Origin of the sequence: Bacillus sp. PAMC28748 (assembly GCF_014250415.1) — a bacterium.
Taxonomy (GTDB): Bacteria; Bacillota; Bacilli; order Bacillales; family Bacillaceae; genus Bacillus; species Bacillus licheniformis.
In genome coordinates this window covers 4,022,401-4,036,858 of sequence record NZ_CP060192.1, presented here as the reverse complement: position 1 = coordinate 4,036,858, position 14,458 = coordinate 4,022,401, and the positions used below count along the sequence as shown (strand labels likewise).

The 14,458-nt window shown below is 46.4% G+C and carries 18 protein-coding genes; 14 read left to right on the top strand and 4 right to left on the bottom strand.

The features are described from left to right. Window positions 1-21: 21 nt before the first annotated feature. The gene (locus H7F26_RS20885) at window positions 22-564 is read right to left on the bottom strand and encodes a transcription repressor NadR (protein WP_003184015.1); all 543 of its coding nucleotides are present in this window, start codon (window positions 562-564) and stop codon (window positions 22-24) included. Beyond that, on the bottom strand, window positions 533-1,711 hold the full coding sequence (locus H7F26_RS20880) for an IscS subfamily cysteine desulfurase (RefSeq protein WP_003184013.1): 1,179 nt from the start codon (window positions 1,709-1,711) through the stop codon (window positions 533-535). Before H7F26_RS20880 ends, H7F26_RS20885 begins: the two co-directional genes overlap by 32 nt. Before the next feature lie 100 nt (window positions 1,712-1,811). Here H7F26_RS20880 and nadB point away from each other — a divergent pair, with 100 nt between their 5' ends. From nadB to H7F26_RS20845, 7 genes are all read left to right on the top strand, one after another. After that, entirely contained in the window at window positions 1,812-3,386 is a 1,575-nt protein-coding gene (gene nadB, locus H7F26_RS20875; RefSeq protein ID WP_003184010.1) for an L-aspartate oxidase, read from the top strand. After that, window positions 3,367-4,206: a carboxylating nicotinate-nucleotide diphosphorylase gene (nadC, locus tag H7F26_RS20870; protein ID WP_009327769.1), complete on the top strand. Its 840-nt coding sequence runs from the start codon at window positions 3,367-3,369 to the stop codon at window positions 4,204-4,206. Before nadB ends, nadC begins: the two co-directional genes overlap by 20 nt. Window positions 4,207-4,227: 21 nt before the next feature. Further along, a complete protein-coding gene (gene nadA / locus H7F26_RS20865) occupies window positions 4,228-5,337 on the top strand; it encodes a quinolinate synthase NadA (protein ID WP_016885542.1) in 1,110 nt (369 codons plus the stop codon). Between the two features lie 115 nt (window positions 5,338-5,452). Then, window positions 5,453-6,505: a SafA/ExsA family spore coat assembly protein gene (safA, locus tag H7F26_RS20860; RefSeq protein ID WP_185855202.1), complete on the top strand. Its 1,053-nt coding sequence runs from the start codon at window positions 5,453-5,455 to the stop codon at window positions 6,503-6,505. Window positions 6,506-6,677: 172 nt separating this feature from the next. After that, a complete protein-coding gene (locus tag H7F26_RS20855; RefSeq protein WP_009327770.1) occupies window positions 6,678-7,313 on the top strand; it encodes a YhcN/YlaJ family sporulation lipoprotein in 636 nt (211 codons plus the stop codon). A 126-nt stretch (window positions 7,314-7,439) separates the two neighbouring features. Continuing rightward, complete coding sequence (locus H7F26_RS20850) at window positions 7,440-8,162, top strand: YebC/PmpR family DNA-binding transcriptional regulator (RefSeq protein WP_003183995.1); 723 nt, start codon at window positions 7,440-7,442, stop codon at window positions 8,160-8,162. 147 nt (window positions 8,163-8,309) lie between these two features. Beyond that, entirely contained in the window at window positions 8,310-8,636 is a 327-nt protein-coding gene (locus H7F26_RS20845; RefSeq protein ID WP_003183994.1) for a hypothetical protein, read from the top strand. 91 nt (window positions 8,637-8,727) lie between these two features. On the opposite strand, the gene H7F26_RS20840 is transcribed toward H7F26_RS20845, so the two are convergent. Next, window positions 8,728-8,907 (bottom strand): DUF8096 family protein, encoded by a 180-nt coding sequence (locus H7F26_RS20840; RefSeq protein WP_025808021.1) that lies wholly within the window; start codon window positions 8,905-8,907, stop codon window positions 8,728-8,730. A gap of 413 nt (window positions 8,908-9,320) precedes the next feature. On the opposite strand from H7F26_RS20840, the gene H7F26_RS20835 reads away from it, so the two are divergent. From H7F26_RS20835 to H7F26_RS20825, 3 genes are all read left to right on the top strand, one after another. Next, entirely contained in the window at window positions 9,321-10,031 is a 711-nt protein-coding gene (locus H7F26_RS20835) for a poly-gamma-glutamate hydrolase family protein (RefSeq protein WP_003183992.1), read from the top strand. A 60-nt stretch (window positions 10,032-10,091) separates the two neighbouring features. Further along, window positions 10,092-10,556 (top strand): DinB family protein, encoded by a 465-nt coding sequence (locus tag H7F26_RS20830; RefSeq protein WP_003183991.1) that lies wholly within the window; start codon window positions 10,092-10,094, stop codon window positions 10,554-10,556. A 95-nt stretch (window positions 10,557-10,651) separates the two neighbouring features. Next, window positions 10,652-10,831 (top strand): small acid-soluble spore protein H, encoded by a 180-nt coding sequence (locus H7F26_RS20825; protein WP_003183990.1) that lies wholly within the window; start codon window positions 10,652-10,654, stop codon window positions 10,829-10,831. A 277-nt stretch (window positions 10,832-11,108) separates the two neighbouring features. On the opposite strand, the gene H7F26_RS20820 is transcribed toward H7F26_RS20825, so the two are convergent. Further along, window positions 11,109-11,759: a protein kinase family protein gene (locus tag H7F26_RS20820; protein ID WP_003183988.1), complete on the bottom strand. Its 651-nt coding sequence runs from the start codon at window positions 11,757-11,759 to the stop codon at window positions 11,109-11,111. Between the two features lie 242 nt (window positions 11,760-12,001). Between H7F26_RS20820 and H7F26_RS20815 the strand changes: the two genes are divergently transcribed. From H7F26_RS20815 to H7F26_RS20800, 4 genes are all read left to right on the top strand, one after another. After that, window positions 12,002-12,523, top strand: coding sequence for an intercompartmental signaling factor BofC (locus H7F26_RS20815; protein WP_003183987.1), 522 nt, complete (start codon window positions 12,002-12,004; stop codon window positions 12,521-12,523). Between the two features lie 122 nt (window positions 12,524-12,645). Then, the gene (ruvA, locus tag H7F26_RS20810; protein WP_003183986.1) at window positions 12,646-13,251 is read left to right on the top strand and encodes a Holliday junction branch migration protein RuvA; all 606 of its coding nucleotides are present in this window, start codon (window positions 12,646-12,648) and stop codon (window positions 13,249-13,251) included. Window positions 13,252-13,260: 9 nt separating this feature from the next. Then, the gene (gene ruvB / locus H7F26_RS20805) at window positions 13,261-14,265 is read left to right on the top strand and encodes a Holliday junction branch migration DNA helicase RuvB (protein ID WP_003183985.1); all 1,005 of its coding nucleotides are present in this window, start codon (window positions 13,261-13,263) and stop codon (window positions 14,263-14,265) included. Beyond that, window positions 14,258-14,458 (top strand): DUF2905 domain-containing protein, encoded by a 201-nt coding sequence (locus tag H7F26_RS20800; protein WP_003183984.1) that lies wholly within the window; start codon window positions 14,258-14,260, stop codon window positions 14,456-14,458. The genes ruvB and H7F26_RS20800 overlap by 8 nt, the downstream gene beginning before the upstream one ends.

The window sequence follows — 14,458 nt, the reverse complement described above, 5'->3', positions numbered from 1 at the left end:
AACGGCAAAGGACCTTTTCTTTTATTCGGGAATGAGGATGCCCGCTTTTTGCAGGGCGCCGCAAGCTTGTTCGATCTTCTCTTCATCATCTGCCTCCAATGTGTGGAGATGGATGCCGTTTGTCAGCTGAGACAGATAAGCGGCGTTTGTCGAAGAGATTTTTTTGACGAAATCCGCGACTTCTTTTCTTGTGCTGACCCTGATCGAAGCTGTTAAGTCTCCGTAGACCGGATGTTCAATCGTTACATCTTTCACCGTTACGCCAAAGTCGACGATCAGATTCAGCTCTTCTTCCGTTTTTTCGGGTTCGTGGTCACAGGCGATGATCCGCTGAACCGGCTGTTTTTTGCCGAGGGCTGACCGCAAATACATGTACCCTTGGCTTGTTGCGATGATCGGTTCGTTTTTTGCTTTTAATAAAGAAATATCCTGTACGATGACCTGCCGTGAAACAGATGCTCTTTTGGCCAGCTCGCTTCCTGTAAGCGGAGCCTCTGACTCCTTCAGCCAAGCCAGCAGCTGCTGGCGCCGCTCAGCTCCCGTAAGTTTTAATCCGTCTGTCAATCCGATGGTCTCCTTTCTCATTCATCATATCTTCAAGAACGTCCAACAGCCTATCAACATGTTCGCTTGTCGTATCGCATCCGAATGAAATCCGGACGAATTGAAGCGCGAGCTCCCTAGGGATCAAAAGGGCTTTCATCGTATTCGAAGGCTCATGATAGCCCGCTGAACACGCGCTTCCGGTAGAAATGCAAATTCCTCTCCGATTACATTCCAGCATAGTATATTGTCCTTCAAAGGAATGAAAAAAACAACCTATAATATGCGGCAGAACATGCGAATTTGCCGAATCGGGCACAGCAAGGGAGACGGGAAGCTTCCGGTCTTTTACTCCTTCCAGAAAACCTGCGCGCAGCTCCTGGAATTTGAGATGCGCGGCATCCATGCGGTTTATTGTCGACTCTGCAGCGGTAATGAAAGCGCCGATTCCGGGGACATTGACGGTGCCGCTTTTAAAGCCGTTTTCATGCAAAGTGCCCGGGTAGACGGGTTTCCAGTTTACACCCGGCCGAATATAGACAGCCCCAACTCCTTTTGGGCCGTATACTTTGTGGCTTGAGACCGATAAGGCATCAGCGCCGAGCTCATCAATGCGGACCGGAATCTTGGCAAATGTCTGTACGCAGTCGCTGTGCAAGAGCACGTCCCGCTTATGCAGGTAAGCCGAGAGCTTTGCCAGAGGCTGGATGACGCCTGTTTCTGAATTGGCATGCTGAATCGAAACCAGACCCGTATCCGGGCGGAGGTGCCGTTCAAGTATATCCCTTGTAATGATGCCTGAAGCATTCGGCTTCATCAAGTCGACATCAAATCCCAGCATCTCGAGATGCCGTTTCAAAATATGGATCGACTGATGCTCCATTTCTGTCATTAAAAAGCGCTTTTTCCCGGCGGGAAGTCCATTTAAGATGGAGTGAATCGCTAAAAAGTTGGCTTCGGTGCCTCCGCTCGTAAAATAAACGCCTTCTTCTTCTCCGGATAAAAGTTCTGCCATCCTTTGGCGGCAGCAGCGCAAAATGTTTTCGGCTTTCCCTCCTGCATCGTGCAGACTGCTCGAATTTCCGTATACGTCTGTGCTAAGTTTTTGAAACGCGTCCAAGGCTTCTTTTGATGCCGGTGTCGTCGCTGCATAATCAAGATAAATCACGGCGCTCGTCTCCCATTCTTTATAAAAAATACTTGAGTTTATTTTATCGATGTGTAAATATAGGTGTCAAGACACATGTAAACTTACAGGAGGAGTCGACATGTCTCATCAGACGATTATTGTTGTCGGAGCAGGTGCCGCAGCGTTGTCTTTTGCTGCATCCATTCCGCCGTCTTATGAAGTGGTTGTGATGACAAAAGCATCTGTAAAAGACAGCAATTCAACCCTCGCTCAGGGAGGAATTGCATCTGCTGTATTGCCTCGCGATTCCTGGTCGCTTCATGCGGACGACACGTTGTATGCCGGGTGCGGCCACAATCAAATCGAAGCGGTCCATGATGCCATTAAAGACGGACAGCGCCTTGTTGATGAGCTGATCCTTCAGCATTTCCCTTTTGATACTGACGAATCAGGAAAGCTGAGCCTCGGAAAAGAAGGCGCGCATTCGGTGAACAGAATTTTGCATGCCGGGGGAGACGCAACAGGACAGGAGTTGATCCGGCACTTAATCGGACGGCTCGGTCCGCACGTCGTGCTGAAAGAATACGAAACGGCGGCGGATTTATGGATTGAAGACGGACGCTGCTGTGGCGTCTGGACGAAAGACAGCCGTGGGAAGACGTTTCTCAGAAAAGCCGATTTTGTCGTGCTGGCGGCAGGAGGCTGCGGAAATCTATTTCAAATCAACACGAATAACCGTTCTGTGACAAGCGATGCGATTTCTTTGGCGTATCGGGCAGGAGCAGAGCTCGCAGACTTGGAATTCGTTCAATTTCATCCTACATTGCTTGTCAAAGACGGGCGCGCGCACGGACTTGTTTCAGAAGCTGTGCGCGGAGAAGGTGCTGTGTTGATTGATGAAAACGGACAGCGGGTGATGGAAGGCATACATTCTTTGCTGGATTTAGCGCCGCGGGACGTTGTATCTCGGGCGATACACCAAAAGCTTGCCTGCGGAAGCAGCGTATTTTTAGATATTTCCCGCATATCAGACTTTAAAAGCCGCTTCCCTACGATTTCTTCTCTTTGCGAAAAAGCCGGTATTTCCATTGAAGAGGGCCGGATTCCGGTTTCACCGGGCATGCATTTTTTAATGGGGGGCGTTTCTGTGAATAAATGGGGAGAAACGGCTGTTCCAAACCTTTTTGTGATCGGGGAAGCCGCTTGCACCGGCTTTCACGGTGCCAACCGTCTGGCAAGCAATTCTCTCTTGGAATGCATCGTCTTCGGAAGGAGAGCGGCGGAGCGGATTCAAGCCTGCCAAAAACCGGAGCCTGTCAGAGGCCAATCTCCTCAGCCTGAGAATGTGACGTATTCTGTTCCTTTGACAGATGTGAAGGATATTCAGAAACAAATGACAGATTATGCGGCGATCGTGCGGACGGAGGATGAATTGACGAAGGTGAAAGAATGGCTTGAGCGAATGCCGGTTCAAATCGTAAATGTGAAAGAAATCACAATAGAACAGCTCGAGCTAGCTCATTTATGGCAGACTGCCAAACAGATGACGGCCTCGGCACTGCTTCGTACAGAAAGCAGGGGCGGCCATTACCGTTCGGATTGTCCGGCGCCTGATGATAAAAACTGGCACGGCAAGCAAATCGTTCACACAAAAGGCGGGATCAAGATCAGACAAAACGAAGGGATTGTGAAATATGCAGCGGTTCATACTTAGGAACATGCTTAAGGAATTTTTCAAGGAAGATATCGGCCGGGGGGATCTCACTTCAGAAGCCGTTTTTGATGACAATCATCAATGCGAAGCTGTCATCACAGCGAAGGATGACGGCTTGTTTGCAGGAGAATTAGTGATTCTGGAAGGCTTTCGGCTGCTTGATGAAACGATCGCCGTCCACATGCTGAAAACAGATGGCGAAGCGGTTCGTAAAGGGGAAACGATCGCGCGACTCAAAGGCCGTGCAGCTTCCCTCATGACCGGTGAACGGGTTGTGCTGAATCTCATTCAAAGAATGTCCGGGATCGCCACATTAACAAAGCAGTCCATTATCAGGCTGAATGATCCGAATATCGCGATTTGCGATACGAGAAAGACGACCCCGGGCCTGCGCATCCTTGAAAAATACGCGGTCAAAACCGGCGGGGGCAGCAATCACCGCTTTGGATTGGACGGCGGCATCATGATTAAAGACAACCATATTGCCGCCTGCGGCTCGATTTCAAAAGCGGTTGAAAAAGCGCGGTCAGCGTGCGGCCATATGGTCAAGATCGAAGTGGAGATCGAATCTGAACAAGAGCTTCATGAAGCGATTGAGGCCGGCGCCGATATCATTATGTTCGACAATTGCCCGCCCGAGACGGTGAAAGCATTTGCTGAAATGACACCTGCCGGCATTATAACGGAGGCTTCAGGCGGAATTTCATTTGAAAATCTCCCCGCTTACAGGGGAACAGGGGTGCACTGTATTTCATTGGGCTACTTGACTCATTCGGCGAAAAGCCTTGATATCAGCATGAATGTTGATCTGAAAAAATAAGCGGGATTGGAGAGGGTACAGATGTCTATTTTAAAAGTGATTCATGACAGGAACGCCGGCATGATGCCGGAGGTGTATAAAGAATTGACTGAGGAAGAAATGGCCGGAAGGATTTTGAAAATCAAAAAGAAATTCGGAGCAAGGCTGTTTATCCCGGGGCATCACTACCAAAAAGACGAAGTGATTCAATTTGCGGACGCGACGGGCGATTCGCTCCAGCTGGCACAGGTCGCCCAAAAAAATAAAAAAGCGGAATATATCGTGTTCTGCGGCGTACATTTTATGGCGGAAACAGCCGATATGCTCACTTCGGACGAACAGATTGTCGTTTTGCCGGACATGCGCGCAGGCTGTTCGATGGCCGATATGGCCAATATGCGGCAGACAAATCGCGCCTGGGAAGAGCTGACGAAGCTGTTTGGCGATACGGTCATTCCGCTCACATATGTCAATTCGACAGCTGAAATTAAGGCTTTTGTGGGAAGAAACGGAGGAGCGTCCGTGACATCCTCAAATGCGGCGCGCATGTTGACATGGGCGCTATCGCAAAAGGAGAGGATTTTATTTCTTCCGGATCAGCACTTGGGACGCAACACGGCATTTGACCTCGGCATTCCTCTAAGCAGGATGGCGGTATGGGATCCAATTGCAGAAAAACTTGAGTATAACGGCGATATGAAAGACATAATAATCATTTTGTGGAAGGGGCATTGTTCAGTTCACGAAAAATTTACCGTGGCGAATATCAAAAGTGTTAAAGAGCGGGATCCGGACATCAATGTTATCGTTCATCCGGAATGCACCCACGAAGTCGTTGCGCTCAGCGATTTCAGCGGATCTACAAAAAAAATCATCGACTCCATTAATGAAGCAAAACCGGGGAGCAAATGGGCGATTGGAACAGAGATGAACCTTGTTTCACGCATCATTCAAGAACATCCTGATAAACAAATCGAATCCCTTAACCCTGATATGTGTTCTTGTTTGACAATGAACAGAATCGACATGCCGCATTTGCTGTGGTCGCTGGAGCAGATCGACAAAGGTGAACCGACAGGCGTGATCAAAGTGGATCAAGATATTGCAAAAGATGCCATTCTTGCGCTGAATCGGATGTTAACGATCCGTTAACTTTTTGGAGAACAAGTTTTTATCATAACCCCTCCGCTATGCGCATAAATTTGTGGAGAAGCATATTTGTTATTCTCATCTGTTCGTTCACGTTTTTGCATAGGAGGGGAAAACGTTGAAAATTCATATTGTCCAAAAGGGCGATTCTCTGGAAAAAATCGCGGAAAGATATGAAGTGGACTTTGAAGAACTGAAAAAGCTGAATTCGCAGCTGAGCAATCCAGACTTGATCATGCCGGGCATGAAAATCAAAGTACCGTCAGGGGGAGTGCCGGTCAAAAAAGAAGAACAGCTCAATATGCGAAAGGAATTACCGAAAAAACAGCAGGAACATCCATTTGCAAAAGAAAAGCCGAAAAGCAAGCTTGATGTTGAAGATATAAAACCGAAAGAAAAGCCTTCGGTTCCTTATGTTCCGCCTGTCCCGAACATCGGACAATCAAGTTTGCCTGAAGGCGACATTTCGAATTTGTATCAAAGCGTCAATCAGCTTCATCAGCCGTACGTACCTCCAAAACCTTATGAACATCAAGAGAAAGGCCCCAACATGTATAATCCATGGACAAATGAGGAGGAAAACCATATGGAAAATGTCAATTATCCGAATGTTCCGCAGCCGCCAAATGTCGGTGCAGCAGGTGATGAAAATAAGCAGTTTCACGGCATGCCGAATGTAGCTGCAGCGGGATATCATCACCATCCATATCCTTATCCGTTCTATCCTGGAGGCTGCTGGATTCCTGTTTCACCGGTGCTGCCTGGATCGGGATTTTGCCATCCTTGGTATCCATATCCTGCTCAAATGCCTTATATGCATCAGCCTAGCTATGTATCTCCTGCTGAATATGACGATGATGACAACATGGGGCATGACAATGCCGGTCATCACGGATACCATCATCAGCCGATGACTGCCCCGGCATATGCGCCTTACCAGCCGTTCCCGGGATTTGCACCGCCAAACGTCGGTCACGCCGGGGACCCTAATATGGCACACGGCAAAGAAGATGACTGCGAGTGCGGGCCGGGCCAATTCCCGGGAGGTTTTCCAGGTGCGGCGCCATATGGACAGATGCCGCAAATGGGAGCTCCGTACGGTATGGGGGGATACGGACAGCAGCCTGCAGGGGGACAGATGTTTAACAGACCGGAAGATGATGAAGACTGATTCGGAATGGGACGATGATCTATCGTTCCTTTTTTATTGTGGACCGCTATAAACATTTTCATGCTATTTAACGGGAATGTCTATAACTGTCAAGGGTAACTCTTCGCATCCCGCACATCCTAAAAAAGAGCGCAATGCTCAAATTCAGCGGTTTTCACGGGGGGTACTACCATTGGACAGCAAGCTGAAAGTGTTTTCGGGGATTTTGCTTTTGACAGCAGGTCTATCTGCATGCGGAACGAACGACGCTATAGATAATGGAAACAATACGCGCCCGATCGGATATTATTCAAATGATGCAGATCGTAATGCAGGTCTTGATAATGACGGTCCTGTTACAGAAATGCTTGAAAACATGAACGGGAGAAACGGTGCAACAAACGTAAACAATCGAGCGGGCAACGGCAATCCCGTTCCAACAGGCGATGGAACTTACAGCCGGGGAGACATGAATTATCACAACCATTTGGTGAATACGGCGGATACAGGCTATGACAGACCGGAAAACCGTAAAATCTCAAGGAATATCACTGGGCGCGTCAACAAATTGAATTATGTTGACGAAAGCCAGGCAGTCGTAACGAATGAAACGGTCATCATCGCCGTACGGTCTGATAAAAGGCTGACAAATAACGAGAGAACTCAAATTAGAAAAGCAGCCAAAACATTTGCCGGAGACCGGACCGTTCAAGTTGTCGAGGACGACGGCGCATTTACAAGGCTGCGCGAAATGAACGATGATCCTCAGAACATTAGGGATCGCGGAGACACGACGAATAACAATTTGAACCGCTTGCGGAACCAATAACAAGCAGGGAATTGCCGGGGATTCCCCGGCAATTTTTTATAAGCGCTCGGCCGATTCCTTTACAAAAACGGGGAAAACCGTATAAAGTGTACATAGAGACGAGAATTATTTTGGAGGTAGAAAGTTATGGCTGGCCATTCTAAATGGAAAAATATTCAGAGACGAAAAAATGCCCAAGATGCTAAACGCGGCAAAATTTTCATGAAGCTTGCCAAAGAAATATATGTAGCCGCGAAAGAAGGGGGACCAGATCCCGAATCTAACGCAAGTCTGCGTCTCGTCATCGATAAAGCCAAAAATGCAAACATGCCAAATGACAACATCGACCGCGCCATCAAAAAAGCTTCCGGCAGCCAGGATGGAAAAAGCTATGAGGAAATTACGTATGAGGGCTACGGACCAAGCGGTGTGGCTGTCATGGTCAAATGTTTGACAGATAATAAAAACCGGACGGCGACAAGCGTCAGAACCGCTTTCAGCAAAAACGGCGGCAGCTTGGGAGAAACAGGATGCGTTTCTTATATGTTCGACCGGAAAGGATATATTGCAATCGAACGTGAAGATCTTGAGATAGATGAAGAAGAGTTTATGCTTGAGGTCATTGATGCCGGTGCTGAGGAGCTTGAAACGAGCGAAGAGCTGTTCGAGATTTATACAGAGCCCGAACAGTTTGAAGAAGTGAAGAAAAGCTTGGAGGAGCGCGGCTACAAGCTGGCAACATCCGAAATTACAATGGTTCCGCAAACCTATGCAGAAGTCGATGAAGCGCTTCAGGAAAAAGTCGAAAAGCTCATTGACGTGCTTGAAGATGATGACGATGTGCAGGAAGTGTATACGAACGTTCATTAAAGAAAAGGGCGCCGCTCAAGATTAGCGGTGTCCTTTTATGCTTCATCAAACCATTTAGCAGCCGTATCAAGCTCCAGCGGAAACATGATTTGATTTTTGATCATATATTGTGAAGGAATCTGTCATCTATGAGAGGAGGATCTATAAATGGCTGAACAGCAAGGAAATGAGAAGCCTTTCACGGCTATGGGCGCCGGTGCGCAAGATCAGGAAACCGCTCAAATCATCGAGAGAGTCGGCAGCCTTATCACCGGATTTGGCGAATCCATCTATGAGCTGGTACAGAAAAACAGCGGCATCGATCTGAGAGAGGCTGACTTCACAAAAAGCGAGAATGCGGAACTGAATCAAGCGATCCAAAATATTATCAGCGAATACATTCAAAATCTCAACAATCTGAATGCCGATCTCAGCGGAAAGATCGGTGAATCGATCCAAGGCATCGTCACAAGCAAAGATCAAAAAGACGCTTAAATATTGGACAGCATGATAATATTGTCGGCAAAGCTGCATTCAGCCTTGTCGACAAGTTTTTTTTATACATACGAAAATTTTGCTGTAACGGTCAAATGCTTTTTTTCATCCCGCAGCGCCGGCATTCGCGCAAAAACTGCCCGTTTTTCACAGAGCTTTTAAAAAGGGTGTAATCGCAATTGTCGCACCGTCCGTGGCGGACATCCAAATATTGATTGTAATCATAAACTTTTGTCAGGTCGTAGCCTTTTGTTTCATATTCTGTTTCCATGTTTTATCACCTGCACTTTTATTGTCGGTTATAGGATAACAGAACGGGGGAGAAAAGAAAATATAACATCTGCCGGTGGCGGCCGCAGATGATTCTCACTTTTATCAAACCGTATACCCCGTTCCTGATAGAATGCTTCATTCTCAAGCTGGATGGGCTTTTGGGAAAAACCTGCAACCAGAGGAGCCCATTCTTATGAGATTTTCTTCTTAAAATTTATCGATCTTTTAAACTAAAGAAAAAGTATTGTTTTAATAAAAATATTTAAATTTTTATTTTTTATCAAACTTATTCATAATTGAACGCGTCATGTCTAAAGCGTAAAATAAATGTGTCACAAAAAAGCCAAATATACAATGAGGCATGGAGGACATGCCTATAAATCGAAAGGTAGTGTAAAAGGGGAATAACCAATGAAGAAAAAAGTACTCATCTACTTGGTGATCGCAGCAGTGATGATAAATGGTGTATACAGGTGGTCCGAAAAAACAACCCGGGAAAGCTATCAGATCCAGGCCGGGGACAAATACAAGAACTTCAAGGAATTGCAGGAAAACGAAAAAAGCGGCTATGACATTGATTATCACGAAAAAGCGGGAAGCGACTGTTTAATCTTTTCGCCCCATGGAGGAAGAATAGAAGGCGGAGTGAGCGAGCTTGTCCGAGCTTTTAATGATGATTATTCAACTTATTTATTCGAAGGAAAAAAGGATGAGAACAACTCCGATCTTCATATTACCAGCACAAACTTTGACGAGCCTCTGGCATTGCAGAAAATAAAAGAACACCGCTATACCATCGCATTCCACGGCTATTCGGGCGACCGTCCGCACACGCTTGTGGGAGGAACGGACAGAAAGCTGGCAAAAGCCATCGTCAAATCTCTGAAAAAGTCTGACTTTTCCGCAGAATTGGTCAAAGTGGACGGGAAATTTGCCGGAACTGCTGAGGAAAACATCAATAATGAAAGCCAGACAGGAATGAGCGTGCAGCTTGAAATCAGCACGGCTCAGAGGAAAGAGTTTTTCGAAGACTTTTCCTATAAAGAGAGGGAAGAGACAAAAACGAGAACATTCCGAAAATATGTCAAGGCGGTCCGCAAGGTGCTGCAGGACAGATGCTGAAAATGGAAACTCATGTTATTCTGTGTATGAACTGCTAAAACATGAAGGAGGAATAAAAGAATGGAACGGAAAGACCGCATCGTTCAGGAATTTATGTCCCACCGCCTTGTGACAGAAGAACTCATTCAAAAAATTGATGAAAAACATCTCGATTACAAACCGACTGAAACGTCGATGCCAGCAAAGGAACTTGTCACGCATATGCTGCAATCTTTCTATACCTTTGCTTCGGCGGCAAAGGAAGGGAACGGAGAGCCTTTTAAAAAGAAGCCCGAAGAAACAGGGACAAGCTTGAGCGAGCTTGCCAAAACGTATACAGAAAAAACAAAAACGCTGCTTGAATCCTTTACGGATGAAGAATTGGATCGTGAAGTCGATTTGACCGGCGTCTTCGGACGAAAAGTAGCCGGCGAACAGCTACTGCAGCTCGCGATCGGACACGAAATTCACCACAAAGGCAATCTGTTTGTTTATGTCCGTGAAATGGGACACACGGATCTGCCTTTGTATGTAAAGATTCATTGATCCTGAGAGCCCTCCTTGAAAGAAAACCGGTTAAAAAGGAATACGAAAGCACCCGGGAGTACACATTATGAGTAAAAGCTAAAGGAGGGTGTCAGGTGAATACGCAGCGTGCCCAGGAAATCGTCGAATCACCCGATATGGTTGATGTTACTTATAACGGCAGGCCGATTTATATTCAGCGTGTCGACGAACAAAATGAAACCGCAAGAATCTTTCCGCTCGGCCAGCCGGAGAACGAGCAGGAAGTGCCGCTCGCAAATTTGAAAGAACATTAAAAAGAAACCCCTTCTGAGGAAGGGGTTTTGTTTTGGATTTGCCTGCCACACAGCCATCAAAAAAACACCCGAAAGACCGAGTGTTTAATTTATAATTTTCGCAAGTCCTCTTACTGCCAGCCTCAGCACATAAAACAATGGCTCAAGCAAATCGACGAGATAAAGATAATCCCATTTGTCATCATTACGTTTATTTTTTTTCTTCAACGAATGTTTCTCCTTTCTTGACGGTAATGGGGTTATTTCATATACGAGCATGCTTCCTATAAGTTTCAGATTACGGGTGAAATTTGTTTTTTCTGGAGGCCCATTGTTTTTGAAGCCAGCTTTTTTTATAAAGATAAGCGATCAATTCCATCCACATCTTAGGAAGCCTCTGCGGGAAACGGCTTTTTTTGTAAAGGGTTTGATAGGCTGTTTTTAAGTCATCCCACTGCCTGCATTCTTTCGTCTGCAAAAATCTGGCGACATCGATGACTTTGATTGTTCCAGACGGCGTCAGTATCAGGTTTCGGAGGTGGATATCGGATGGATTCAATCCTTTCCGCCTCGCATCGTTCAATGCGCGGTCGACCTCGCAGATCATGTCATCATCGATCCGAATGCCTTTGTTTAAACACTCATAAAAAGTATATCCTTTAATATACTCCATTAAAATATATGATGGCCCTGTTTCATATATATCAGGATAATAATTCGAATCAGAAAGCTTTTTGTAAATCTCCGCTTCCCTTGCGGCGATGTTCTTAAATTCAGGAAAAAAGACTTTAAGAGCCATTTCCCTGCCGCCCTCTTCAGTCAGCTTAAAAACGTATGCGCTCCTGCCTTTCCCGATCAATTCCAAGTCATCGGGTTTTTGGATAAGCTTGTTGAACTTTTTTTTCGTATCATACTTTACGGCTTCTGCATAGGTATGCGCCTTTTTCACGCTGAGCTCACCTTCTTTTTAAGGGCTGGTCAAACGAAAAACTCTCTATAATGTTGTTTATACATGAGAATGGGCTGTTTTGCACCTTAAATGCTTTTGAGTTCTTCATATTGGTTTGAAAATGTAACATTCGTAAACCGGTTGTCATCTAAAAAGAGATCGCTTGCTTTTTTAGATTAATTTTTAAAAGCGTTGGTCAAACTAAGGATATGATCGTTAAGGCAAAAAAGAAGGTGATATTGATGTACAGCCGAAGCAAGTTCAAAATCGGTTTATTGCTTATTGGAAGTCTGCTGGCCGCGCTCAGCTTTCACCTGGAGGCCTTGGCCGAAAAGCCGGCTAAAGTTCAAATCCAGCTTGAAAAGGTTTATCTGGACGGAGACGTTGGAATTGAGAATAAAGTAGAGGCCGCTCGCACACTGGAAGACTTTAAAGCTGCTTATAAAGGGTGGCAGCTCATCGATCAGAAAAAGGGGTTTATTCTGTTTCGCAAACAGGTGGACGACATTTCTCCCCTCAGCAAAACAAACGGTTATATCGGAGTGACTGAAGATGGCGTGATTTCGACTTTTCACGGTCGCCCGGGCATCTTATCAGAACCCATTCAATCGTTTTTTCAGATTGATATAAAGCGGCTGGAAAGCCGGATGGCGGATGATCTGCGCAAAGGGATACCATACCGCACGAAAAAGGAATTTGAACATGTCATTGAAGCCGTAAAATCATCCGGAAGCCAACATCATGTAGAAGATATGAAGACATGACGCTGTTATGTCTTTTTTCAGCTGCAGACAGAAGCTTTTTTAGCGAACATATGTTAACTTTTTCATTCTAGCTTTGCCTGTTTTGTGTTACAATGAAGAGCAGTCAAAGAGGTGAATGAACGTTGATCGAATTCGTAAAAGGGACGATTGATTATGTATCGCCCCAATATATTGTCATTGAAAACGGCGGGATCGGCTATCAGATCTTCACGCCAAATCCGTTTATTTATAAGAAAAACAGCAAAGAAACAATCTATACATACCATTATGTAAGAGAAGACACGAATGCGCTGTACGGCTTTTCGACAAGGGAAGAAAAAATGCTGTTTACGAAAATGCTGAATGTTACGGGGATCGGCCCAAAAGGAGCGCTTGCGATCCTCGCTTCCGGCGATCCGGGAGCGGTGATTGAAGCGATCGAGAATGAGGACGAAGCATTTCTCGTCAAATTTCCCGGCGTAGGCAAAAAAACGGCAAGGCAGATCATCCTTGACCTGAAAGGGAAGCTTGCGGATGCCGTTCCTGAAATCGCTGCCGATCTGTTTAACCATGAAGAGCGGGAGCAAATTCATGAAGCGGCAACGGCTCTTGAGGAAGCGCTTGAAGCATTGAGGGCGCTCGGCTATTCCGATCGGGAAATTAAAAAAGTCCAGCCTCATTTGAAAAAGGAAGAGGCGCTTTCGACAGATCAATACGTTAAAAAAGCATTGCAAAAATTGTTAAAGTAAGGTGATATCATGGATGAGCGGCTTGTATCAAGTGAACTAGACAACCATGAATCAGCGATTGAGCAAAGTCTGCGTCCGCAAAGACTTGCTCAGTATATCGGCCAGGAAAAAGTGAAAGATAACCTCAAGGTTTTCATCGAAGCTGCGAAAATGCGGGAGGAAACCCTTGACCATGTCTTATTGTACGGGCCGCCGGGATTGGGAAAAACGACGCTCGCCGCGATCATCGCCAACGAAATGGGAGTCAATCTCAGAACGACGTCAGGTCCGGCGATCGAGCGCCCCGGTGATTTGGCGGCGATATTAACGGCTCTGGAGCCAGGTGACGTTTTATTTATAGACGAGATCCACCGCCTGCACCGTTCGATCGAAGAGGTGCTGTATCCTGCGATGGAAGATTTCTGCCTTGATATCGTGATCGGCAAAGGACCGTCGGCACGTTCTGTGAGGCTCGATCTTCCTCCTTTTACCCTCGTCGGCGCGACCACAAGGGTTGGGCTTTTAACCGCGCCTCTCAGGGACAGGTTCGGCGTTCTGTCGAGGCTTGAGTATTACACGCGTGATGAGCTTTCAGAGATCGTGATCAGAACGGCAGAGCTGTTTGAAGTCGACATCGATTCGCTCTCGGCTCTCGAAATCGCGAGACGGTCAAGAGGGACGCCGCGGATTGCCAACAGGCTTTTAAGGAGGGTCAGGGATTTTGCCCAGGTGCTTGGAAACAGCTCCATCACAGAGGAAGTGGCGGTTGATGCGCTTGAACGCCTCCAGGTTGATAAACTCGGGCTTGACCATATCGACCGCAAGCTTTTGATGGGCATGATCGAAAAATTTGGCGGCGGCCCCGTCGGCATCGATACGATTTCGGCTACTATCGGTGAGGAGTCTCACACGATTGAGGATGTGTATGAGCCGTATCTTCTTCAAATCGGTTTTATTCAAAGAACGCCGCGGGGGCGCATCGTAACCCCTGATGTTTACAGCCACTTTAAAATGGAGGTTCCGAACCATGACTGAATTTCCAAAGATTTTAATGGTGCTGGGCGCCGTCATTTTTGGCATCGGTTTATTCATGCAAGTCATCGGCAGGCTTCCCGGCGACATTTTTGTGAAAAAGGGAAACGTGACGTTTTTCTTTCCGGTTGTTACATGCATTGTCATCAGCATCATTCTGTCCGTCGTGTTTTCATTCTTCGGACGAATGAAATGA